Annotated in this window: 23 protein-coding genes and 1 pseudogene; 6 read left to right on the forward strand and 18 right to left on the reverse strand. The window is 39.3% G+C overall.

What is annotated here, in order from left to right:
• Positions 1-6 precede the first annotated feature (6 nt).
• Entirely contained in the window at positions 7-1,326 is a 1,320-nt protein-coding gene (locus AS006_RS03850) for an ATP-binding protein (protein WP_199167355.1), read from the reverse strand.
• Positions 1,327-1,513: 187 nt separating this feature from the next.
• On the opposite strand from AS006_RS03850, the gene AS006_RS03855 reads away from it, so the two are divergent.
• From AS006_RS03855 to AS006_RS03865, 3 genes are all read left to right on the forward strand, one after another.
• A complete protein-coding gene (locus tag AS006_RS03855) occupies positions 1,514-1,762 on the forward strand; it encodes a HEPN domain-containing protein (protein WP_233185625.1) in 249 nt (82 codons plus the stop codon).
• Positions 1,713-2,069, forward strand: coding sequence for a nucleotidyltransferase family protein (locus tag AS006_RS03860; RefSeq protein WP_101513043.1), 357 nt, complete (start codon positions 1,713-1,715; stop codon positions 2,067-2,069). Before AS006_RS03855 ends, AS006_RS03860 begins: the two co-directional genes overlap by 50 nt.
• An 89-nt stretch (positions 2,070-2,158) precedes the next feature.
• A complete protein-coding gene (locus tag AS006_RS03865) occupies positions 2,159-2,599 on the forward strand; it encodes an OsmC family protein (RefSeq protein WP_101513044.1) in 441 nt (146 codons plus the stop codon).
• Positions 2,600-2,706: 107 nt separating this feature from the next.
• Here the strand turns inward: AS006_RS03865 and AS006_RS03870 are convergent, their stop codons facing one another.
• Positions 2,707-3,864: a P-loop NTPase fold protein gene (locus AS006_RS03870; RefSeq protein WP_199167357.1), complete on the reverse strand. Its 1,158-nt coding sequence runs from the start codon at positions 3,862-3,864 to the stop codon at positions 2,707-2,709.
• 372 nt (positions 3,865-4,236) lie between these two features.
• On the opposite strand from AS006_RS03870, the gene AS006_RS03875 reads away from it, so the two are divergent.
• The 3 genes and pseudogenes from AS006_RS03875 (at position 4,237) to AS006_RS09710 (ending at position 6,681) form a co-directional block, all read left to right on the forward strand.
• Positions 4,237-4,515 carry a hypothetical protein gene (locus AS006_RS03875; protein ID WP_101513045.1) on the forward strand — a complete coding sequence of 93 codons (279 nt, stop codon included), beginning with the start codon at positions 4,237-4,239 and terminating at the stop codon, positions 4,513-4,515.
• Positions 4,499-4,903 (forward strand): putative toxin-antitoxin system toxin component, PIN family, encoded by a 405-nt coding sequence (locus AS006_RS03880; protein WP_101513046.1) that lies wholly within the window; start codon positions 4,499-4,501, stop codon positions 4,901-4,903. Before AS006_RS03875 ends, AS006_RS03880 begins: the two co-directional genes overlap by 17 nt.
• Positions 4,904-5,447: 544 nt before the next feature.
• A pseudogene (locus AS006_RS09710) lies at positions 5,448-6,681 on the forward strand (ATP-binding protein).
• A 264-nt stretch (positions 6,682-6,945) separates the two neighbouring features.
• Here the strand turns inward: AS006_RS09710 and AS006_RS03895 are convergent.
• The 16 genes from AS006_RS03895 to AS006_RS03970 form a co-directional block, all read right to left on the reverse strand.
• On the reverse strand, positions 6,946-10,887 hold the full coding sequence (locus AS006_RS03895) for a DUF4011 domain-containing protein (RefSeq protein WP_233185628.1): 3,942 nt from the start codon (positions 10,885-10,887) through the stop codon (positions 6,946-6,948).
• Positions 10,888-11,023: 136 nt separating this feature from the next.
• A complete protein-coding gene (locus AS006_RS03900) occupies positions 11,024-11,419 on the reverse strand; it encodes a polysaccharide biosynthesis C-terminal domain-containing protein (protein ID WP_233185629.1) in 396 nt (131 codons plus the stop codon).
• Positions 11,420-11,540: 121 nt separating this feature from the next.
• Positions 11,541-12,794, reverse strand: a complete 1,254-nt coding sequence (locus tag AS006_RS03905) for an oligosaccharide flippase family protein (RefSeq protein WP_233185651.1) — start codon at positions 12,792-12,794, stop codon at positions 11,541-11,543.
• Positions 12,778-14,514: an asparagine synthase gene (locus AS006_RS03910; protein WP_101513050.1), complete on the reverse strand. Its 1,737-nt coding sequence runs from the start codon at positions 14,512-14,514 to the stop codon at positions 12,778-12,780. The genes AS006_RS03905 and AS006_RS03910 overlap by 17 nt, the downstream gene beginning before the upstream one ends.
• Before the next feature lie 85 nt (positions 14,515-14,599).
• A complete protein-coding gene (locus AS006_RS03915; RefSeq protein WP_101513051.1) occupies positions 14,600-15,793 on the reverse strand; it encodes a glycosyltransferase family 4 protein in 1,194 nt (397 codons plus the stop codon).
• 30 nt (positions 15,794-15,823) lie between these two features.
• Positions 15,824-16,879: a non-hydrolyzing UDP-N-acetylglucosamine 2-epimerase gene (gene wecB / locus AS006_RS03920; RefSeq protein WP_101513052.1), complete on the reverse strand. Its 1,056-nt coding sequence runs from the start codon at positions 16,877-16,879 to the stop codon at positions 15,824-15,826.
• 81 nt (positions 16,880-16,960) lie between these two features.
• Positions 16,961-18,256 (reverse strand): hypothetical protein, encoded by a 1,296-nt coding sequence (locus AS006_RS03925; protein WP_101513053.1) that lies wholly within the window; start codon positions 18,254-18,256, stop codon positions 16,961-16,963.
• Between the two features lie 253 nt (positions 18,257-18,509).
• Positions 18,510-18,824 (reverse strand): glycosyltransferase, encoded by a 315-nt coding sequence (locus AS006_RS09595; protein ID WP_233185630.1) that lies wholly within the window; start codon positions 18,822-18,824, stop codon positions 18,510-18,512.
• 679 nt (positions 18,825-19,503) lie between these two features.
• The gene (locus AS006_RS03935; RefSeq protein ID WP_145997379.1) at positions 19,504-20,679 is read right to left on the reverse strand and encodes an O-antigen ligase family protein; all 1,176 of its coding nucleotides are present in this window, start codon (positions 20,677-20,679) and stop codon (positions 19,504-19,506) included.
• A complete protein-coding gene (locus AS006_RS03940; protein ID WP_101513055.1) occupies positions 20,679-21,806 on the reverse strand; it encodes a glycosyltransferase in 1,128 nt (375 codons plus the stop codon). The genes AS006_RS03935 and AS006_RS03940 overlap by 1 nt, the downstream gene beginning before the upstream one ends.
• Entirely contained in the window at positions 21,785-23,011 is a 1,227-nt protein-coding gene (locus AS006_RS03945; RefSeq protein WP_101513056.1) for a sugar transferase, read from the reverse strand. Before AS006_RS03945 ends, AS006_RS03940 begins: the two co-directional genes overlap by 22 nt.
• Positions 23,012-23,037: 26 nt before the next feature.
• Positions 23,038-23,448: a glycoside hydrolase family 73 protein gene (locus tag AS006_RS03950; protein WP_101513057.1), complete on the reverse strand. Its 411-nt coding sequence runs from the start codon at positions 23,446-23,448 to the stop codon at positions 23,038-23,040.
• A 38-nt stretch (positions 23,449-23,486) separates the two neighbouring features.
• Entirely contained in the window at positions 23,487-23,861 is a 375-nt protein-coding gene (locus AS006_RS03955; protein WP_101513058.1) for a sigma factor, read from the reverse strand.
• On the reverse strand, positions 23,854-24,087 hold the full coding sequence (locus AS006_RS03960; RefSeq protein WP_101513059.1) for a hypothetical protein: 234 nt from the start codon (positions 24,085-24,087) through the stop codon (positions 23,854-23,856). The genes AS006_RS03955 and AS006_RS03960 overlap by 8 nt, the downstream gene beginning before the upstream one ends.
• Before the next feature lie 18 nt (positions 24,088-24,105).
• Positions 24,106-24,315 (reverse strand): DUF2922 domain-containing protein, encoded by a 210-nt coding sequence (locus AS006_RS03965; RefSeq protein ID WP_101513060.1) that lies wholly within the window; start codon positions 24,313-24,315, stop codon positions 24,106-24,108.
• A gap of 14 nt (positions 24,316-24,329) precedes the next feature.
• Positions 24,330-24,524 carry a DUF1659 domain-containing protein gene (locus AS006_RS03970; protein ID WP_101513061.1) on the reverse strand — a complete coding sequence of 65 codons (195 nt, stop codon included), beginning with the start codon at positions 24,522-24,524 and terminating at the stop codon, positions 24,330-24,332.
• Positions 24,525-24,620 lie beyond the last annotated feature (96 nt).

The following is a 24,620-nucleotide window of genomic DNA, read 5'->3' on the forward strand; positions in this document are numbered from 1 at the left end:
AAAACTTCAAACCGCGTCGAGCAAAAAGAGATAGGCAGGCAGAACTTTTATTTTCACACCATCCAGGGAGAGTTCGGTGTACAGATCCCAGGTTATGAGATATCTTTCGGGCGCAGGATATGGAAACTCCACAAGACCTCTCAGTTCTCTTTCTTTTATCTCAGATTCCCTTGAAACGTACGAAACATTGTAGAGCATCAGATCATTTCCTTTTCTACACACAAAGTCGACTTCGTTTTTTTCTTCCCAGTAGTATATTTCCTCGTACATACTTCTCAGTTTCAGGTAAACCGCATTTTCCAGAAGTCTTCCACGATCGGGGCTGAAAGAGGGGTATATCACATTTCTCAATCCTGTATCTATCAGGTAGTACTTCACAGGACTTTTTATGGTTCTTTTGAACGAATGTTCGAACTTTGGAACTTCGAAGCAGAAATAGACTGATTCCAGGTAGGAAATGTAGGTGGATATCGTACTTGTGGACGATTTTTTATCGAAGATATCTTCGAAGTACCTCTGCATTTTTCTGATTGAAAACCTGTTACCCACATTTTGGGCGATGAATTTCGTCAACGCTTTCAGGAGTTTTAAATTTTCCAGACCGTATCTTGCTGCAACATCTTTAAAAACAATATCTTCTGCGTATTGAGATAGAATTTTGTTGAAAACCTCTTCTTCATTTGCGCTCATAACCACTTCGGGAAATCCACCGTATGTAAGATAATCCTTCAAGAGGAAAAGATAAACGTTCTTTCTGGAGATTAAATCGAGCTTGTCTGAAAAACTGTAACCTTTTGCAATTACATACTCTTTGAAGGAAAAAGGAAACAGTTCAAAATCAACATGTCTTCCAGATAGCAGCGATGCAAGTTCCCCGGAAAGAAGTTTTGAAGACAATCCCGTCACAAAAATGGTCTTCACCACACCGGTGTCTATAACTGTTCGAACCCATCTGTGCCAGTCTTCGACATTTTGAACTTCGTCTAGAAACAGCAAGGAACTTTCTCCCTGATACACTTCCTCCCTATAAACACCAAGAATGGTTTCAAGCGTTTCAGGTGTGAGTCTTTCTGAAGAAAAGGCATAGTCTTCAAAATTCACATACAGGAGGCTTTTTGGATCGGTCTCTTTTGAAAACTCCTCCATGAGCTGATACAGTAGGGTTGATTTCCCAGCCCTGCGTGGCCCTTTTATGACAACAACGCCGCGAAAATCTTTAAAGGGTTTCACCTTTTCAATGCATTCTCTTGGAATTGTCCTATCCCTTCTTATTCTTCCCCACGGATTCCATCTTAGAAGGACCGTCAGTATTTCTTCACGTGTCAATTTAAACATCCCCTTTCTCGTTTATTGTAACATATTGACCTACCAGAAGGTCAAATATTCCGAATTTTGACCTACTTGTAGATCAAAATCTCCAAACTGGTGGGGTTATAATAATCACGAGAAGATCTCTACTTACTTTTCTTCTCAACAGGCAGCAGAAAAGGCTGTAAAAGCTGTGTTTCAGAGAATGGGAACGCAGGTATGGGGACGTTCCATAGCAGATCCACTCGAAGAGCTCTCCAGACATTTTGAAATCCCTGAAGAAATCATGGACTATGCCCTCGAACTGGACAAGGCCTATATCCCCACAAGGTATCCGGATGCCCTTCCTTCCGGCTCTCCCAGAAGCAGGTATTCTAGAATTGAAGCCGAAAGGCTGGTGAACTATGCCGAAAAGATCATCCGGTTCTGCGAAGATCTTCTATCCAGAATATAACAAAGAAAAGATCCTGGAGATCATCAGAAAATCCCTCCCACAACTTCTGAAGGAACTTCCTGTGAGACTTGTGGTATTCTTTGGCTCTTATGCGAAGGGGAACTTCACCGCCTTCAGTGATGTCGATCTTCTTGTCGTGTACGAAGACCCGTTCAGGGAAGACGCTTACAAAATCGTGAAAAAGACCATCAAATTGAAGGGGCTTGAACCCCATGTTTACTCTCTGAACGAATACAAACAGATGGAAAAGATCATCTCGAAGATGGTCGAGGGCGGAGTAGTTGTTTATAAAAGAAATGTGAGTTGATTGTAACAGCATGTTTTTATGTGAGAAAAATGTCCTGTGTTATCCTAAAATTAGGTGTTGGTAATTAATCCATTCAGGGAGGTGTTGAAATGCCTGATATTGAATTCAAAGTGTCTGCAATTTCTGAAAGTCCGACGAAGACATCCGTCAGAGTCAGAAACTTCACAGTGATCGTCGATGAGCCAGAAAAACTCGGTGGCACCGACGAGGGTCCCAATCCGGTTGAATATGTTCTTGCTGCTTTTGCTGGATGTTTGAACGTGGTTGCCCACATGGTGGCAAAGGAGATGGGGATGAACCTGAAAGGTCTTTCCATTGAGGTTTCAGGAGTTTTGAATCCGGACAAACTTTTTGGAAAAAAGACAGATGAGAGGCCGGGCTATAAACAGATCAACGTTATCCTGAAACCCGAAACCGATGCCAACGAAGACACCATAAAAAGGTGGCTCGAATCCATAGAGGAAAGATGCCCTGTAGAAGACACTTTGAAAAGCCCTGTTCCTGTGGAAATAAAGGTTGAGAAGTCATAAACACAACATTGGGGCGGTGTAGAACCGCCCTGTTCTGTTAAATCTGTTTCCTGGAATCTCGACATCCTCGACAGGCTCGACAGACACCGAACAGGTTAGACAGATCGTCAGATCTCAATGTACCTGAACTTTCCGGAGATTCTGTAACCTTCCTTTTCAACAAGGAGTATCCGCTTTTGAAGGAGTTGATCCATGACTGAGTACGCCGTTGTTCTCTTGATACCTTCCTTCTGTAGCGTTTCTATGATCTTTTCTCTGGTGTAGACAGATCCTCTCAGGATTCGAATGGCTTTTTTCTGGTTTTCTGTCAGGTTCAAAGTCAGCCCGGTGTACTCCGCTATCGTCCTGTTGATCGTGTTGATCAGATCCTCTTTACTCAATCTTTCCTTGTGAATGTTGTCGTAAATCGCTTTGGTCAGTATCCACAGGCCATCTCTTGGGTTTCCATCGGAAAACTCCGCCACTATATCGAGTACTCCGTCTTCGAGAAGTTCAATGTAGGATCCAAGTCTTTTGATGATCAACTCTTTGATCTCAAGTTTCTTCAGAGGTTCAACAAAAACGATGTCTTTGAATATGTTTTCTAGATTTCCTGCTTCGTTCCATCTCAGTCTGTCGGCTGCGTATTCTCGATATATCGAAAAGGGAAGAGAAAGTATGACGACGAAGTCCTCCATGATGATGAAGTTCTTTATCGAATCTATCACCCTGAGAACGTCTTCCTTCTTCTCCTTGTCCAGTTCGTCTATGATCAGAAGGAATTTTCCTTTCTTCTGAACCGTATGTTTTATCAGTTCTCCGAGTTTTTCTCTGGCTTCGAAGAAGTTGAACCTCGGCCTGATCGATTTTTCGTGTGTTAGACTGGCGCTCATGCCGAAAGAAACGCCAAGGGAAAAGCCCTTTATGGTTGAAACTTCGTCCGTTATCCACCTTCTAACCTTTTTTGCAAGATCTGACACTCCCTCTATCTTTTCCAGGACAAACGCCAGACTGTGCAAAAGATCGTAGAGTACGCTCTCCATGGAGTCTCTGAGAGAAATGTTTACTCTGATCGTGAAAACCCCTTCTGGATTCACAAAGTTGAGCACCGTCGTTTTCCCGATGCCCGTTTCCCCAGAAACACCCACTATCCCAAAAGGTTGATGAAGTGCTATTGAGTTCAGATAGTTTATTTCCCTGCTTCTGTTCACCAGATATTCTGATTCACCTTCTCTGAGCGGTCTGTCCACAAGAACACTCAAAAGATCGGCCACTGCTTGCTTCACAGAATCACCCCTGCGTTATTTTCTGTTTTATTTAGATTATACTACAAACTCCTATTACTATCTCGACATCGTCGACAAACTCGACAAACACTGGAGAGGTTCGACAAACTTCAGAAGACACTTTCAGAGAGCAAGTAGGTTTTAACGCGTGGGTATTTATCAATCGTAATCGATAAATTCGTACGATTTTATCGAATGAAATAGACAAAATCGTACAAACAGGTAGGCAGTGGCTTTTTGACTTGTCCATGAGTCAAATTCAATCCACGGCCTCTCTAATAGGCTTCTACTTAAGGAACCAGTCATCTCAGAACAAACGTTTTATTTGACATATTGTAGGACATATCGTATGATATTAGCGGAGGTGATAATATGCGCTTTGTTTCAAGTAGAGATATCAGGAACAATCCGGCCGTGCTCTGGAAAGACAACGAAACAGTTATCACAGTTAATGGAAAGCCAAAGGCTATCGTCATGAAAATCGATGGAGATCCAAAGGAAATTCTGGATTTCATAGAAAAGATAAGAGTTCAAATGGCTGTTGAGAAATTACGTATGTTTTCACTGGAAAAAGGATTGAACAAGCTATCAGAAGATGAAATTGAAGAGATAATAAGAGAGGCAAAAAATAGAAATGAAAGTAGTCGTTGACGCAAATGTTTTGGTATCTGGAATTATAAATCCATATGGTAAACCTGCCCATATTCTTAATCTTGTTCTGGATGAAAAGCTAATACTTTGTATTGATTCCAGAATATACAGTGAGTATGAAAGGGTTCTTCTAAGTCCAAAGTTTTCTTTTCCTAGGGAACATGTGAGAACGCTCTTGGATTTTGTAAAAAGAAAGTCTGTTTTTGTAATTCCATCACCCCTCGGAGTGGATCCACTCGACGAGTTCGATCTTCCCTTTTTGGAAGTTGCTTTTTCAGCAAAAGTACCTATCGTAACAGGAAACAAAAAACATTTCGAAAACGTGAAGGGAATAGAAATATACACTCCTTCTGAATTCATTGAGAAGTTCATTAGACACACTCTTTGAAAGGACCTTTCTCATTCAGGATATCTCACTTGAGAAGAGCTTCTGTCCACCATCAGAGGAAACTCGTTATTCCAGTTGGCTGAATAGTGTCACTTTTTGAATAGATGTTTCCTGAATCTACTCAACAACGTTTTTTTCCTTATTTTTCGCTTTCTCCTTCGTAGACGTTTTTTTTGTACCGGAAATACATTACCTCCTGAAATGTCTTCTCAGGCGTTCTTTGAGTTTTCCGTGCCCTATATAGACGATTTTTTTATTTTTGTCTGTCATACACACCGAATTGGTACTTGTTCAATCTTTTTTTCCTCAAAATGGCGTATAAATATAAGCATGGTTTCATTTCAACATCGTTGACAGACTCGACAAGAACCGGACAGGTTTGACAGACTTTGGAAGATACTTTCAGTGAACAGATTCGTTTTTAAAGTGTAGGTATTTATCGAACATATTCGATAAATTCGTACGCTTTTATCGAATGTATTCGATAAATTCGAACGGTTTGATATAATAAATAGTGAGAATCATGATACAGGGAGTGATCCGATTGCGGATAGACGAACTTTATCTCATGAACCCGTGGTGGCGCTCTCCAGAAGAAATATATGTCGATTAGGAATATCAGGACTTTTGAAAAGAGCACATTCAAATACTATCCGGAAAAATTCTTTAGGGAAATACTAGAAGAAAAACCGGGTATATATACCATCAGAGGCCCTCGCCAGATAGGAAAAACCACATTTCTTAAGCTCTACATCAAAAAATTGATCGAGGATGGTGTGAAACCATCTAATATATTCTTCTTCACGTGTGATGGGATAGGTGATAGATTCGATTTGATAGAAACTGTGAGAGCCTTCTTTCAAATGTTCGAAGGAAAACCGGGAGAGATCAGGTATATCTTCATTGATGAAATAACCACCATTGAAGACTGGCAGAAATCGCTGAAGTACTTTGTAGATATCGGTTTGCTCGACAATTTCCTCGTTATTCTCAGTTGAAAAAAGACGATAGAAGAAATTCTCACGATCTCTACCAGTGAGCCGAACAGGTGTGCCTTATAAACGCCTTCTTGAAGGAGCATTTTTTAAAGTATCTGAACACAGGAGGTTTTCCAAAGGTAATAGACGACAAACGTGTATAAAGACTTCATTCTCGGAGACGCAGAAAAATATCTAAGGGCAAGAACAAACTTGCTGGAGATATTCAGAAAACTTCCAGACATCGTTGGTCAGAGATTTTCCTGGAACTCCTTGGTTGACGTTTTCACAGGTACCGTGGAAAGTGTTGATACGATTCAGAAGTACTTCGAATATCTGGGTTACAGTTTTATACTCATGAACGTCTTCTTCATCGACATTTCCAAGAAAACCATCAGACCCAAAAAGCAAAAAAAGACTTACCCAATTGATAAAGTGATCGCCGATATAATATCTGACATAAGTGGGAAAACAATCGAACTTCCACAACTCATAGAAATGTTCACACTGAGGCATCTTTTGAAAGATTCTGATCTCTTCCATCACGGCATGAATCTTTACGATGGTCCGTTTTTCTGGTATTCGGATCGGGGAAACAAGATCGATTTCGTCTACAACCATGAAGGAACGCTGATACCAGTTGAAGTGAGATACCAAAGCAGAATAAGCAGATTCGATTATACTGGGATGAAAAGAGTATTCGGCAGAGGAATTCTCATCACGGAGGATAGCGTCTTCAAAGATGAAGGCATTGTGGGAATTCCCACCTGGTTGTTTCTGGCTGTGATCGAAACCACTTGAGGCTTTTCACCGGCGTTGCGAAAACAAAATGAGAAATATTCTTGTGAAGTATATTCCTTACTGATCCTAATCAAGCAATTTTGTCATCAGAGACGACATAGACAGGCTTGTAAAGAACATTTCCCATTGCGGGCTTAGGTTTGATAGCATAGTGAGGTTTCAGATTTCTGCCAGGGCTTTTCTGGGAAGTTGTATTTTTCTTTTCCTAAAACCAGTGTTTGTGCCAAAAGAAACAGAGATCACTCTGGATGGTTCTAAAAATAACTAGTGTTCATGAGCGAGCTTTTTGCTTTCTTTTTTAGTTGATTGGAGAGATTCAGTGATATCCTTTAATACTTTTTCTTGATCTCTGTACCATTCGATTGTCCATATTCTTTTTATTGACCAACCAAGGCGTTGGAGCACCTTAAACTTTAGTACTTCTCTATCAAAAGCATCTTGAATCAAAAAATGATTCTTCCCATCGTGTATGATTCCCATTACATATCCCTCGGAATTTTCAGAATCTCTTACGCCGATACTCACTTGACAGAGCCCCATTCCTATGTTGGTATCTAGCGACAGACCTTCGTTGCTCAAACGCTGGGCTATTACAGAAGGAAGTACGTCTTCAAACTTTTCTATAGAATGATCAAATTCAAGATGACAGTTTTGTTCAGCATATCTCAGATAATTCTTCAATGCCATTACTCCTCGGTTTTCAGGATTTACCCTGGAAAGATCATCGGAGCGTAGGCTGGTTACCAATATGATCTGATAGCGAGCCCTCGTGACAAGGACATTAAATCTTCTCCATCCTGCTTCATGGTTTAGTGGACCAAAGTTATAAAACAAATCCCCAGAAGGAGTCTTTGCATAACCAATGCTGATAACAATTGTGTCTCTTTCATCGCCTTGAACATTTTCGAGGGATTTTACAAAGAACGGCTCATTGGACTTTTCAAATAGAATGTTTCTGAGTTCAGGGAATTCTTCCAAACGTCTGTACAGAAGATCTTCTATCAGATCTCTTTGAGAAATGTTCATCGTAACCACTCCGATAGAACGCTCGGAAAACTTTTGGAGATGCTCAATTACTATGTCTACTACTCTTTGAGCTTCCATAAAATTAACTCGTCGTCCTGAACGCTCCCAGACCCCGTTCTCGACGTAAACAAGTTTTACACCTTGATGGGGACTTTTAGTTTTGGGGGATGGAAACGTTATCAATGGATTGTCGTTATAGAAGTAGTGGTTTGAGAATGCTATTAACTGCTCGTCCCTACTGCGGTAGTGCCACTTCAAATATCCCTGTTTGAACATTTGAGGTAAGGCAATGCATTCATCCAAAAAAGATTCAAGAGGTTCTTTTTCATCCGATTCATCATCCGATTCATAGTAAGATTTGAAAAAACTAGTTGGAGGTAGTTGCTTTGGATCCCCTGCAACAACTATTTGTTTACCTCGCACTACTGCGGGTATTGCTTCAGGAGTTCTCAATTGGGAAGCCTCATCGAATATCACAATATCAAAGTAGTTTATGAACCTTTCTAAGTCAAGAAAAGAAGCAACAGATAAAGGACTCATGAGCATACATGGTTTGATTAATCTAAGAACATCCGACACTTCCAAGAAAAATTTTCTTATGGGTTTGTGTCTCCTTCTTTTTTGAATTTCCCTCATCAATATCTGCATTTGTTTCGTATACTCTGAATTTTCAGGATTATTCATCACCCTTTGAAATTTTTGTGCAACCGAGGATTTTATATAATTCACCCAGCTTTTTCTGAGGGATTCCTCAGTTTTTTGCAGTACTGATATGACCTTTTCGTATTCTCTACTTTGAAATCTACTGAGAAATTCATCATGAGCACATGTGTGATCTATCCACTGTTTGTAGAAACTTTTTTCAAAAAGCCGCCGAATGTTCTTCACATGTTCTTTTTCAACACTCCGAATGAAAGTTCCCAATCCCATACTTTCTAGATCTTGGATCACTTCTTGAAGTTGTACCCACTCATATAGTTTTGATTCGTTATTTATTAAATGATCGATCTTTTGAAGAAGTTCTCTCAAGGGAACCTCTTTGAAGGTCATTCCATTCATAAACCCTTCCGGCCACAACTTGTTCATGGCCTCCATGATTTTCTTCAATTGGGAGTCTTCAAGGATTTCAATGGCTTTAGAAATGAATTCTTTTGATTCTTCATCGAGTATCAGATCGCCTTTGAGTATTGTTCTCGATACTTTTCCCCTAATCTCCAGCGTTATCTTTAACTTTTCCAAAAGAGATTCTATTTCTACATTTGTATCCATAATGTATTCATCAGGCGAGACCTCTTGATTGGAAAATTTTTCTTTGAGTTCATTGAATTTCGCTTCTCCGTCCACTATGTTTCTGACGATGTCATAAAGACGTTTGATGTTCTCGAAGTTATGAGGATACTTGAGGCTATTGTTTACAAACTTAATCCATTTCCAGTAAGATGGCTTCAACACCCTCGTCCAACTCTTGAGGAAGTACTCCATTGGTTGGAGGATTTCTATCATCTCCTCGATTGGTTTTTCGGTGTGCTGGTAATATTTTTTCATCAATATTTTTTGCTTACGGTAGAGCTCAAAAAGTTGCTTGAGCATGGAAAGGGTTTTGATGTCAACTTTAAACCACTTGGCTGGTATAATATCAACTTTTCTTAAAGATTTTAAAAGAGAGAGTATTTTCTGAAAGTCGTTAAAACATAAACCGTCTATATCAGAAAAACCTGCTTTTTCGAGCAGTTGTTTTACTTTTTCAAGATTTATCTTTATGTATCCTAGCATTTCTATTGTCTTCGAGGGATAAGTAAGTGCGTCTTTGAAGAATTTATATCCTTTCCAAGGATGTTGAGATTCATTCACGTAAACATCAGCAAGTTGCTCCAGTTTTTCCAAGGTTTGGAGGTACTTAGCGAGTTCCTCTTTAGAAGTATTCGCTATTAATGAGTCGTTCAAAGAAAAGTGTACCGATGGGTAGTCTTTCAATTCTTCTAGTTTGGATATTGCATCGTAAACGGATATACCGAGAGGGCGATCCGTTCGATGAAGGGAATTTAATGAATCATTCAGCAGATCTTTCAAATGTTTGAATTGATTCAACAATTCTATGGGTTGTCCGACATCCTGGAGATTTTTAAGAAAATCGATTGTTTTTCTTAGATCTTCCATTAACTCTAATTTGGACTTTTTGGTATTATGGACTTCAAGGCAGAATTTTTCCAAGCCTATGCTTTTTAATCGATTGTAGACAACATCGAGGGCAGCTTTCTTCGCACTTACGAAAAGCACTGTTTTATCACGTGCCAATGCATCTGCTATGATATTGGCAATGGTTTGACTTTTTCCTGTTCCAGGGGGACCGTGTACTACCAGATTTTTTCCTTCTCTCACCAGTTTTAAAATTTCTCTTTGGCTTGAATCAGTTTCCAAAACAGGCACCAAAGGGACGGTGTGTTCTGTCTCGGCACTGTTTTCACCTCTGAAAGGCGGTAATACTCTTGAAAGAGCCATTATTAGGGGATGCTTCAATGCTTCTTCGTTTTGTAACATGTTTCCTAAGTCGTTGTACAAGATGAACATTTCTGGGTTCAAGACAACAAGCCAGCTTTGAGAGAGTATTCTCCAGATGGTGAATTGTGTTTTCAAAGTTTTCATGTGTTCAAGAATCCTTTCGAGGTCGATGGATTTTACTTCACTGATTTCTGGTAATGGAAGTTTGTATTTTTCACGAAACAACAGCTCCAAGGCAGGATTGAACAAAACGTCCTCTCCGATAAAATTTATTTTGAGCACTTGATGTGTATGTTTACTTCTCTCAAACTCGCAGGGTACCATTACTAAAGGAGCCGAGAGATGTTGAACAGGAAAATCGGGGTCGTTCCATTCTAAGATTCCAAAAGTCATGAATAACGTTACAATGCCCTTCTCTTCCATGGAAAGTCTTGATAAGGTGTACAGTCTGTTCATTTTTCTTCGGATCTCTTCTATATCTCCTTCAAAACAAATCTCTCCATGATCTTTTAGGGTGTATTCCTCGAGATTATAATCGTAAACAATGACGGGAAGTTTCATACTTTTGCCTTTTTTGACCAGCATATTGAAGAGGGTTGTAACATCTGGATGCTTGACCAAAAGTTTTGAGGTTCGACCTCGCGTTATCGTCAAAAGAGGATTTGAAAGGCTAAAATCCAACAGCTTTTCTCTCCACCTTTGGATTTGAGCGAAGATGTCCTGTGCTACCCCACTCCATTTTCCCCCCATCTTTTTTCTAAAATTGTATCACCCCGAGTGGGTTGTGATGGTCTTCTGAAAAGTATGAATAACTGTGTCATCTCCTTATTTTTGAAACAAGATCCTTTACAATTGCCAGTTCCTTTCTGTAGAGGAACAATACAAAGAGGATTCCAACAAAAGAGAGAACAACGGGTAAATACCCTTTCGAAAAGGTTCCAAAGAATGCCACAGTGGAGATGAGAAGAACCCCCGTGTAGATCTTTTTCAGATTAAAACCAATCGGATACAGTTTCTCGGCTATGAGTGTTCTGAGGGTGAAGAAAAGGACATATGAAAGACCCGTTGATATGGCAGCTCCTTTCGCACCAAAGTACGGCACAAGAAGCTGGTTCCCTACAAAATTAGCTATGGCGGAAACACCTGTCACGACAATGTGCCAGTAAGTCTTCTTGGTGAAGTTGATCCCAAGAACGGTAGTTTCAGATATCATGTACATGACAGGCTGGAGGATCAGAAACGGTACGACAAAAGAAGCTTCTCTGTAACTTCTTGTAAAAACAAATGGTTTCTCTGACTTGCTTTATGCATGAATAGCGCTGAAGTATGGACACTCATTTTTTTGTTAGTCTCAAGAAGGCATACAAATTTATCGTTGACGATAGGATAAATACAGACACGGTTGCGAACGCTGCACCTATCACCCCGTAATTCAAAATGAGTAAAATGTCCAATATAATATTGCTGAACCCAGTTACTATCGAATTTATCAGATTTATCTTCACTTTCCCAAGAGAGGCTATAAAATTCCCCAATGGTATCCTAAAAGTTGCTGCAAAGAAGTAGCCAATCATGAGGATCTTCAGGATAATAGCACTGTCGGAATACTTATTTCCGAATAGAAGATGGGTGATGTGGTCACCGAACAATATGAACAGGACAACTATCAACGAATTTAAAACAGCTAATGCTTTAAGAAATTGAAATGCCTTTTTCCTAACCCATAACTTATCATCTGATTTTGTTGCAAAGTATGGATAAAAAAACGTTATCAAAGCTGCCGGAATGAAATTCAAATTGTACGGTATGAGTGTACCCACCTTGTAAGAAGCAAGAACATCAGCCTTACCTAATATTTGTCCAACTAAGAATGTGTCTATCAGATACAAGAATTGCGACATAACATTTGACAAATTCGCTACTATTGAAAATTTCACAATTTCTTTCTTTAAACCGTTATCTAAACTGACTTTTTCTTCCGATATCCTAGGAATTAATCTTTTCGAGATCAATAAGCTTAGAAGTATCACGGCGTACTCTGAAACTACAAGTCCCCAAACATTCATAAAAGGAATTGTCAAAAGAATGAAGAGAAGATATACGGCGGCGTAGGAAAATGTCAGATAACCATATACCTTCGCACGCTTCCGGGCTCTAATATATTGTATGGTAACGTTATAGAAGATTCTTACTGGGGGGACAAAACTTATCCCGATCAGGTAAAGACGAGCCGAAGGGAATTTTAAAGGTGCAAAGAGAGCCATCATTAGTGTGATAAACGAAATTAACAAGTTCACATAACCGCCGAAGCGTTTCCCGAATTTAAGGATCAAAAAACTTCTCTTTTCATCTTTTTCCTTTGCGCAGTATTGTATGACACCAGAAGCTATTCCAAGCCCGTCGAAAAGAAGTATCAAGGAATAAATATTGTACGCATAGTTCCAAACGCCGTATTGATCCTTATCCACCAACCTTGCCACAGCTATTGATGACAAGAACCTAAGAACTTTGTAACTTAAATCACCTACAAATACGTGCAGCAGGCCTTTTCTGATCAGATTTGTTGTCGTTTCAAGCAAGTTTTTCATTTTCAAAATACATCCTCCAAGCTGCAAGCAACGTCAAAACTTGGGTTTTTTCTATTGCGTTTCCCTTTTCAAACAACTCGACGCACATGGTTTTCACTTTATCATTCTTGATCAAATGAACGTTTTGTTCGTAATACTTTTCCATGAAACTTTTCAATTCATTGTTTGTCCTGTACCAATAGTCAAATGGGTTCATATGCCACTTACTGTTCATGGCTCCACCTTTGAAAATCTTGAGGAATATTTTCCTTGGCAAGGTTTTTATAGGTAGCTTTCTTCCTAAGATTTTGATGCTAACATCCGTTATTCGTGCTTGTATTTTTTCCCAAACATATTTTGCGGCTTCGGGATACTTTTTCAGTATCCATTTCTTGTAAATTCTATGATCGTACCTATATTTGAGTGGTATTCGTAAACAGTAAGAGAAAAAGTCCGGATCCAAGAAAGGCGAGACCACCTCTGTATATTGTTGAACCGGTAAGTTGCCAGTTAACATACCATTAAATGCACGACCATAGAACAAGAAAACTTCTACATTTGGATAGTTTTTTTTCAAAAACCTTTGCTCATCTTTTCGAATTAATCTCTTAGAATATGCACCTGCACCTGGGAAGTATTGTTCATTGGGGTTTTCAGAAGTGTAATAGGTTCCCAAAATAACATCTCCAATTTGCCCTGTATGATACAATCCATACTTCTCAAAATTGATCTTGCTTACCGCATGATTCACATGGGCTGCTCCAGAATAAAGCACGTTTCCATAGTTTATCCTAACCATATCTTCTACGGTATCTATAAGATACAGTCCATTGTCCAGAGAGAAAAACACCCAATTGTGCTTTAAATCAGAAGTTATTGCCTTTGCAACTTTTTCGTCTATATAGTTGCTCTGGGAAAAAGTTACGTTTAACTGGTCGGTGTAACCAAGCGTGTGCGCCACCCAAACTGTCATCCTTGAATCGAGCCCTCCGCTGAGTGAGGATATGTGTTTGTATCCGTACTCTCTGTCCTTTTCAAACTCTAGTTTAACTGCTTTTCTGAACAACTTGTCTATATTCTCTATTATCTCTTCCTCTGTTTGTGTATAATCTGGTGTGTTATCCACTTCGAAATACCGGACAATAGAGAAATTACCATTTTCTATCTTCATATAACATCCTGCGGGTAGTTTTCTTATTTGCTTGATAATTGTATAATCCTCAAGCATATACCCATACGTTAAAAGGAAATATGCTCCCACTTCGTTGATAGTATATTCAATCCCGCAGTTTCTCATGTACTCAACTATCCATGGCATTTCTGAAGCAAACACGATCCTATCTTCAAGTTTCAAATAAAAAATTTGCTTGTCCCCAAAGTGGTTTGTATATACAATCCACTTATTGGCTTTTTTGTCGCAAAACAATCCTGAGAAACTACCCTTGAACTCGGCAAAAAAACTTTCGCCATTCTCTTTGTACATTCGCACTATTGCATCCTTCAAATTAGATACTCTGTACTTCTCTATAAGTTGCAGAGAATTCAGTATGACCCCTTCGGTTAAAACGATATACCTATCATCTTCATGGAAAACCTTATCATTTTCAAATTTTCTGATTGTTCTTCGTTCAATATAGTAATTTTGCCCTTCAATAATTTCTGTAATTAACTTCTCATCATTTGCTTTACCAAAACACTTGTTCAACTGATTCTTGCCAATCTCTCCTAAAAAACCTGGCATAATTTTATCTCCTCCTACTAATGATTCACAAATTTTCCATGCTGGACATAGGAACAAACAAAACCTTCTCTTCGATTGAACCTTGCTATCCCATCTGATGGTAGATTTCTATCTCCCTTTTCACAATCTCTTCCCACGTAAATCCTTTTGCTCTTTCTATCAATTTGTTTCTATCGTATCCTTTTTTCAAAACATCAACCACTCTTTTTGCGAATCTCTCTTCGAAGTTTTCGCCTTCTTTTACAACGTATTCATCAAAACCTATTGCTTCTGGGATTCCTCCACTGCTACTTCCAATCACGCACGCTCCACAGGCCTGGGCTTCAATGCAAACAGCCCCAAATCCCTCATTCCTGCTTGGAAGAACCATCACATCCATTGCGTTCATATACTTTGCAACCTCTGTCTGTGGCACTCTTCCGGCAAAAACAACATCGAGTCCTTTCATCTCTTTCAGTATTTTATCTCTCAGTGTTCCATCTCCAACGATTATGAATCTTGTGTTTGGGGGTTCTTTTGCTATCTTTCCAAATATCTCAGGAAGTTTATCTGCTCTTTTTATGGGGATAAGGTTTCCAACAAAGCCCACGTAGTAGGTGTTTTCTTTGTATATTCCAAGTTCTTTTCTCACGGTGTCTTTATCCATTGGTTTGAACACATCTGGATCGTATCCGTTTGGTATCACAACAGCGTTCTGTCCAGAGTAACCGAACGATTTTGCCTTCTCAAGAAGTGCTTTGCTTACAAAGATGCATTTTGAGGCGTTTTCAAGAGTTTCTAGGTAAATATCTCTCACATCGTGTCTTTTCATGTTTAAATTTATATCACTCCCATGGAGTGTCACAATGTAAGGAATCTTCCAGATCTCAGAAAGCTTCTTTGCAACAACACCAGCCGGTGCAGGAAGATACATCCCGTGTGCATGGATGATATTGTGTTTTGGAAACTCCCGAGAAATCTGTTCAGCGAACTGGTCTGTGAAGTTTTCGAGTACTTTTTTCACTGTCGAGAATTTCTGAAGCGCTACATCAAAAAGCCCTCTTTCCACAAAAACAGGTTTGAAAGACACCCCTTCCAGTTCTTCAAGGGGTACTTCAAAAGGTTTGTGTAGAAGGCGTCTTAGAAGACTTAGAAGTCTTCCCTTATCTTTGAACGCCAGTGAAACGACTGTGAAGTCAACACCGAGTTTTTGGTACTCTTTCAGCCTTTTGATTATGAAGATACCTGAGTTTGGGTTTTCTTTTGTTGGGAAAAGGTTGGTGAGGATAAAAGACCGCATTTTTAAGAACAAAACACCTCCTAATAGCAACTATGACTGTAAAATTATCTCTGTGATTTTTTCACAAGCATCCCCATTTCCATACAAATTTTTGGGGTAGTTGGTCTTATCATCTTTCATCACAACATCAAAGAGATTTTCTTCATCTGCCAGTCTGTTCCAGCCCGCTTCGACCAGTTCTCTCCAGCCCGTGTCCAGCATCACCACAACCGCCTGCTTTCTGGCAAAGTACGCTTCTTTCTGAAGACCACCGCTGTCTGTTACCACCTTCCAGCATCTCTTCACAAGGCCCATCAGGTTCAGATAGTCCACAGGATCTATCACTTCGAGCCCTTCAAGAAGTCTCTCAAGTCCAAATTCTCTCACCCTTCTTTTCGTTCTGGGATGAATCGGAAAGACGACTCTTTTTTCTCTGGAGACTTTTTTCAGATGAGAGAGGATCTTTTCCAGTTTCACGGGGTCGTCCACGTTGAAATCCCTGTGGAGTGTGACAAGAAGGTAGTCGTTTTCTTTCAAGTTCAACTCTTCAAAAACATCGTATCTGAACCTGTCTTCCATTTCAAGGAAAAGGTCGTACATCACATCACCCACGAAATAAACTTCCTCTGTAATTCCTTCTTTTCTCAGGTTTTCCACGGCAAGTTCACTTGGACAGAAAAGAATCTGAGAGACATGGTCTGTGACGACTCTGTTTATCTCTTCTGGCATGTCCTTTGGTTTCTGCCTGATTCCTGCTTCAACGTGGGCAACGGGTATCTTCAGTTTTGCAGCAACGAGAGCCCCGGCAAGTGTTGTGTTCGTGTCACCGTAGACGAGAACAAGATCCGGTTTTTCCTTCAAAAGGACCTTCTCGAACTCTATCATGATCTTTCCGGTCATCTCAGCGTGTGTTCCAGATCCTACGTTGAGGTTGTAGTCTGGTTTTCTGATCTGTAAAACCTCAAAGAACACGTCCGACATGTTGTAGTCGTAGTGCTGTCCGGAGTGAACGAGTACTTCTTTGATCTCCTTTTCTTTGAACCTTCTGTGAAGCACCGCTTCTTTTATGATCTGAGGTCTTGCTCCAACTAGCGAGAGTACTTTCATTTGGTCACCTCATTTCCATGATCTTTTCAACAAGTGGTTTCATTTTGATTTTCCAGCTCAGGTGTTCTTCAGCGTATTTTCTCATATGTTTTTAACCACTTCTACAATAGCTTCTTCAAGTCTAACAGCAAGGTTTTGATACAAATATTTCTTAATTACTTTCCTACGGGCTGACATATTTATCTTTAAATCTTCTTTTTGCGAAAGTTCGATCAAATATTTTGCCATTTCAGATATTTGTGATTTGTGGAAAACCTTTGATACACCATCGCTTTCGATCTCATCTCTCATTTCCCAATCATGCGGTGCTAGTACAATTATTGGTTTTCCTGAAGCAAGGTATTCATAAACTTTTCCAGTTCTTATGGATCTACCGATTTTTTCATCATCCCCCGTATATGCAATCAACAACAAGATATCTGATTCTCTTTGTAGCTTTATAGCTTGATCTCTTTCAACAAGGCCATAATCTTTGAGAATATTCATTATTCCTCTTTTATAAAATTCTTTTTTTACTCTGGTGCTGTGAAACCCAGCATAATTAAATATAAATTTAGTGTTTGGAGAAGTCAATTTTGCTTCTTTCAAAGCTTCTGTGAAGTAGGAAATTTCAATAGTTTCTGGGTGTAAACTACCAGTATAAGAGATTGTTAATGAATTTTTTGTCTTTTTTATAGAGAATTCATCAGAATACAAATTACTCAAATCACCATCATATCCGTTTGGTAAAAACAAAACCTTTTTTTGAGTTAATCTTTCGTAATCTTGTTTCATCTGATGAGTGACAACTGTTACAACATCAGCAGGTTTTAGAATTTCCTTTGTTGTTGATTTAAAAATTCCAAGCCTTGAAATCATTGATTCATGAATATTGAATGATGGATCTCTAAAATCAGCTATCCAGATTAGATTTTTATGTTTTTGCTTGAACCAGTTGCCAAGCCTTATTGAAAACCACGGATCGTAAGTTGTTATGAGTATGTTTATTTCATTAGTTGAGAGATGTTTTGAAATTTCATTTTTGTAAGATCTATAATCATGATAAAGCATTCCTCCAGAAGATATAGGAAAAAATCTTTCCAATAAAACCCTTGCTTCTGCTTTTATTCTATGTTGAATTGAGTTTTCCAGGAATTCACCTGTATTTGTCTTCATGTCTAAAAAGGGATTTCTTCGATAGTATTTCAAAGGAATTTCGACTAATTTTGCTTTGCCTATGTCGAAAGATCTTTCCCTAATAGGTTCTTTAAAAGAACTTGTGATCAATGTCACTTTATGATTTAAAGAAAGATATTTTGACAGTTTTTCCCATCTAATGGATGCTATATTAGACCACCTTGGTGAATAAGGACAAACAACGATAATATTGAAACTCATAACAACACCTCCTAATATTTTTCACTATTAGGGTTTTCTCTTATCTGTTCAGTATTCAGATTGAATTATCTAGATTTAAATGGTCACTTCAAAATTTATGGATTCAATTTCCATACAAAGGCGATAATCATCAACTTGCTGTGAAAATTATTTCACACAAGTCCCAATCTTTTTTTCACCATATTTATGGAGATGACTTATTTAAATATTAATCTTCTCAAAAACATATAAATACGTTTTGAAACAAAAGGTTTTAAGAAAAATTATGAGCTTTCTGAGGGTGTTTATCAATGTCTTTTCTTATTTCCAAAACATTCTTTAAGATCTCATCTAAATCCACTGACAAGGAGATTATTTTCCCGGTTTCTTCTGGCCTTACAAACTCCAAAAAACTACCTATGTCATTGGCTATAACAGGTGTTCCAAACATGTAAGCTTTTGGTAAAACACCGCTTTGAGTTGACCTTCTATAGACATTCCAAATGCAAAAACTTTCTTTATAGGCTCGGTTTATTTCAGAATTTGGAAGAGGTCTTCCATGGGCAATTCTTAGAACCTGTTTCTTCACCATTTCCTGTAAAAGTTTGTCTTTTTTAATAGTCTGCTTAGATCGGTGCAAGTCGCTATTTGGAATTTCACATCTACTCCCTGTTTGTAGATATACTTTATCAATTTAATGTAAATATCAAAAGCATGCCCCTTCACAGCATGTCCTATGTAGGAGAAATATTGTTTCTTTGTGATATCTATTCCTTCATCCAGTTCATCATCGAACAACAGTGGAACCATAATGACATTTTCATTGTATTTGATATCTTTTCTTTATTCTTGTATAGGTTCAATGCATAATTCGAAGGTACAATTACAAGATCTGATTGCTTGAGCAATCTTGACGAGAAAAAGTGCGCGGCTGTTGATTTCAATGCTTGTTTTATACCTTCCCTTAGATACTGTCTAAAACTTTCCTATGGTTCGTGATAAAGGTAAATAATTTTTGAACCTTTGCTTTTTAAAACCTGTGCGCATTTATGATTGATTGTGGAGACGTTAATAAACAAGATAGCTTCCGGGTTCCCAGTAGGTATCTTTTGTTATTGTTTTGTATTCTTTATGCAGCCAGAGAACCACGTCATATCCGATCTCGTGGAATAATTTGGCATAGGCAACAATATGGGATAAATGTCCTGGCGAAAATTTAAGAGAAGTTACTACTGCTTTCAATTTGATTTATCCCCCTTTTTCATATGTCATAGGAATATCATCGCTATCAATAACCACAGATGTCTCCAATGCAAACTGTCGATAAATAAGGAGTTTACAAATTGACCCAAAAGAATGGGTATGAAAATTTTCCTGTAATAAGATTTTCTAACCGCATATACAACAAGACTGATAAATACCACAAAAGTTATTAAACCAAATATTCCTCTCTCTCCTATATACCTGGCAAATAGAGAATGCGTTGCCATTTTTGCGAATTCCTCATAATTTCCTGGTCCAATTCCAAAAAACAAACTATAGACACTATAATTCATGATGTCTATGAATTCTTTTTGAGCTGAGAAACGCTCTGCATCGTAGGATTGTAATCCTAATCTACCGGTGAAGAAATCATATAGATTTATATCAAGTACATTTATATTTTTGGAAATCTCCAGAAAAATCGCAAAAAAGAGCCCGATGATAATAAAGAAGATTGCTATTTTTCTTCTTGCTTTGCGATATGGTATTAACATGAGCATTAAAGCGACTATTGATATAAAAAGGTTCAACCATGCGGCTCTTGAAAATGTAAGAAACACTCCTCCACTAAAGAAAGTAAATAGGATAAGATCCCAAATACTCTTTCTTTGTTTCGAGAAAAAGAGAAAGAGATAGTAGATTGCTACTGGCACCAAAAAAGGTCCTAAAACATTAGGATCTTTGAAGAATCCCTTCAACCTAATGCCGAAACGTATTATTTCTATTCCAAAAAAACTTAACTTGCCAGTACCATACGCAAAAAGGCCTGCAAAAATGTTAATGGCACCAGCAAAAGCCCACGCTTTCATTAGGGAATCGAACAGATAATTTTTGTTTATAATGTTTTTGACTCGATAGCCAAGCGATGCCAGAACAAAGAAGAAGAGGAATAAGTAAATATCTATTATAAAAAATCTAGGATTGAAAAACCCTTGTATTAAACCAAAATACGTTGAAACAAGCATAGGTATGAACAAAAGAAAGAACATTGATACTGTTCTCCACGTAGTTGAAAATCCAATCAACAATATTGGAGCAAATAAAGCAAATACGATCTCTGCAGGACTTGGTTCTATGAATACAAACCCGCTTAAAAATGTGTAGAGTATAATAAACATGAAATAAACTTTTGCGGAAAACATGTCGAATGTGTTGACTTTCCTAATTGATAAGCTTTTCATCAATCGATCACTTCCCTATAGGTAGATGCATAGTTTTTTATGAATCTGTCGTATAATTCTTCATAACTGTGATTTGTGACACCTTTTCTATCCAGTTCATCAAGTATCTTGAAGAGATTCAACACAATCTCTTCTTCTTTCGAATAAATCTCGTCCGTCAATTCACTCACACATCCTACATCCGTACTCACAACAGGAACACCTTGGTTCAATGCCTCAAGTACCACAAGTGGCATTCCTTCAGAATCGGAAGTGAGCAAAAACACATCAAAATCAGCCATGAGCTCTACTGCGTCTTTTCTAAAGGGAAGAAAGTACACCTTCTTTGCCACATTTGGATGTTCATCGAGCCATTCCTGCACAAGTTTTCCGTAAATATCATCCACTACACTTCCTCCGATCCATACAAAGACAACATCATCTTTTTCTTTAAGAACCAATCTTGCCACTTCGAGAAATCTGAGAGGATTTTTTGGTGGATCGAGTCTTGCCACGTTTCCTATTATTTTTATGTTTTCTGGTATGCTAAGTTCTTTTCTCAGTTTTCCCTTAGGCGCAGGTGGCTGAGGAATTAAAGCATTTGGGATGATAACGTACTGTGAATCTTTTCCTATCTTCCACTCTTTGGCCTTCAGAAGGTCTCTGTGACATAACAAAACTATCTTATCGCAGAATTTCGCTGCGAACCTTTCAGCGAGGATAAGGAACTTTCTTTTTAGGCCTCTGTACTGTTCCACTCCCCACCATCCGTGAACTGTGTAAATTACATTTTTTACTCCTGATGTTTTTGCTGCCATTCTTCCAAGAAATCCAGCCTTTGAAGAATGACAGTGAACCACATCGTACTTTCCAGATTTTATAATTTTTCTGATCTGTAGATAAGCTTTCAAATCTTTCAGAGGAGAGATTTCTCTCACCAGATCAGGAATAACATGTACTTTTATGTTCAGCTTCTTCAGCTCTTCTATCAACTGGCCATTTTCCGGACCACACGCAACTTCAACTTCAAACTGATCTGGGTAGTACTTTTTCAAACCGTAGACTATGGAGTAGAGTACTTTTTGGCCGCCTGCCCAGTCTGATCGTGTGATCAACTGCAAGATCTTTATTTTGCCCCTCTTCTCCATAACACAGCCTCCACTGTTTGAAGAATGATCCTGAGGTCTAGAAAGATGTTTCTGTTTTTCACGTACCAGAGGTCGTAACTGAGTTTCTTTTTCACTTCTTCCAGATTGGATGAATACTTGTACATGAGTTGAGCCCAGCCGGTGATACCAGGTTTTACTTTGTGCCTCAGGTGGTAGAAGGGAATTTGCTTTTCGAAGATCCTGACAAATTCTTCCTGTTCAGGCCTTGGTCCAACAACACTCATGTCTCCTCTAAGAACGTTTATGAACTGAAGGACTTCATCGAATCTGAGCGGTCTGATGAATCTTCCCACTTTCAGTATTCTGTCTTTTTCCTGATCCACAAATTTCGGTGAGTCCTTTGGTACGTTCCTCATGCTGCGAAACTTCATCATCGTGAAGACTTTTCCATCTTTCCCCACTCTCTTTTGTCTGAAGGCCACAGGCAATCCATCTTCCAGATATATAATTATAGCAACCACAAGCATGATGGGTGAGAACACAGCGAGTGCCACAAGGGAAACGACGATGTCTAGAATTCTCTTTGACGGTGAGTCATCGCTTACGTTGTCAAAGGCAACTTCGTAGTACTCTCTGAACTTTTCCAGGACTTTCAGAGGGATTCTTTTGAGTGTTCTTTCCACAAGGTTTGGAAGGTACTCAACACGGTTGATGTTCACCTTTTTCAGAACATCTTCGAACTCTGGATCTGCTAGAAGGACTCCATCGTAATGGGTAACTTTTCTTTTCAGGGTTTCAACGGTTGGGTTTATGTACTCTGCAAAGCGGTACTTTCCCATCGTTTTTTCTTCTATCTCTTTCAAAATGGGCTCTATTTCTTCCTTTTTTCCCACAACAAGGAACGTTTTCGTGGGCTGGTTTTTGATGAGGAGTTTTCCAAAAAGGGTGTTTATAGGAGGGATCAAAACGACGGAGATCAAAAAGTTGTAGAAGAAGTTGTATCGAGTGATGTCTTTTTCGAAGAGGGGATAGAAGAAAAGAACCAGTATAAAAGAAAAAATGGTGCCAACAGTTGTTCTTATGAGTTGTTCGTTGTAGTTTTGAACATTTTCAAGGTCGTAGAGCCTGAAGGCAAAGAAAGAAAGGGTCATACAAAGCGAAAGGAGGATTCCCACGTACCAGTTAAAAAAAGGGAGGTTGAGTGCAAAAAGCACTACAAGATCGAAGACGATCAGTTGATACAAAGCACTCGCCCCCCCTGAATTCAAAGTTATTCAATACAGGTGTAAACATCCAGACACTTTTTTGCGTACATCGGATCTGTTGCGTATCCCATTTCCTGAAGAAGTTGAAAATACAACCTGGGGTTCTTTCTTTTTGCCCAGGCTTTATTATAACACTCTTTTATCAGAATCAGGTATGCGATCATACTGTTTTCTGGACTGACAAAGGATTGAAACGTGTCGATCGTCTTCACACCGTCGAATTCTTTCGTCTGTGCTGTGACAGCGCCTTCTAGCCAGGAAAGTTTCTTTATTCCAAAGAGGTTGTTTCCCACCACGTGCTTTCCCCATCCTGTCTCGAGTGCAGACTGGGCAAGGAGGATCTTTCTGTCTATTCCTGTGAGTCTTTCCAGAAGAAAAGCGGTCTCGCCGAATCTTTCGAGAAACTTTTCTTTCACACTGTCACCTCCAGAAAAAAGCGGGGAAGACCCCCGCTTCAGTTCTGTATTATCTCTTCATCGTCCAGATCCTTTGGATGTTGTGGTTTTTTGAGGTACTCCGGCTTCAGTATGCTGAAGGGAAGATCACAGCAGTGGGGAGGAGTTTTGCCCGCTATGATGTCGTTCATCTTTCTGTTTATGATGCACTTGAAGTAAGGTTCGAATTCTCCCCTGTCTTTGTTCCATGTTCTGTAGGCGTAGCAGAACAGATAGCATATCGTCTGATAGAGGTCTTCGAAGGAAAGAATCTTGTAGTCGTACTTTCTGAAGAAATATTTTGCCTTCTTTTGTAGATCGCTTTCGTGCTTTTGAAAGAGAGATTCCAGTGAGAGATCCTCGTCGCTGGTTCTCTTGAGGTTTCTTCTAACCATGATTCCACACCCGATCGTTGAAGAAGTCCACTACGAAGTCTATCGCATAATCTAGAATGTGTTCGAAGATGTCATCGTCGAAGGAAAGATCGATTCCAAAGTCGTCGAAGAGGCTGAAGACGATCTCTTTCACCTCTTCTTTTTTGGCCTCACCGTCCCCCGGTCTTTCGACCAGGGAGACGGCAAGAGGAAGGACGTCCTTCAAAATTGGAAGTATCGCCATCATACAGACGCCCTCCCTTCGTCACTGGATGAGATCGAAGAATTCGTTTGAGTTCGTCTCCACTATAACTGCTCTGTCGATCGCGTATCCTTCCAGAACCTTTGAGTCAAGGAGTGTCTGCATGGCCGATTGAACCTGTTCTGCTGTGAGGCCTTCCACGGGGTCGTTGACGATGATCCTTTTTCTTCTGTTTTCAGTTTCGTTGTAGAAATCCAGATAGAGCCTCTTCATACCACATCACCTCCTCATATGGTTTCGTACGTGACGAGTTGAGCGGAGACGTAGGTGTAGTTCGTGAGAGAGTCGAGGGCGTTCACTGCGTTTGCAAGGTCCTGTGCCGTTGCGTTTGGACTCACGGAGATGGTCTGCCTTCTTGTCACAGGATCTCCGTTTTCGTCCACTTCTCCTGTTGCCCAAAGGATTCTGAGAGCCTTCTCCATGGTAACACCTCCTGAGAGATTTTTGAGGACTGCGCAGTCCCTCCATATTTTATAGTCCGTGCTTTCCACCCAGACTGTGTAACGATAATGTTAGAA

It is taken from the genome of Thermotoga sp. SG1 (genome assembly GCF_002865985.1).
GTDB lineage: Bacteria > Thermotogota > Thermotogae > Thermotogales > Thermotogaceae > Thermotoga.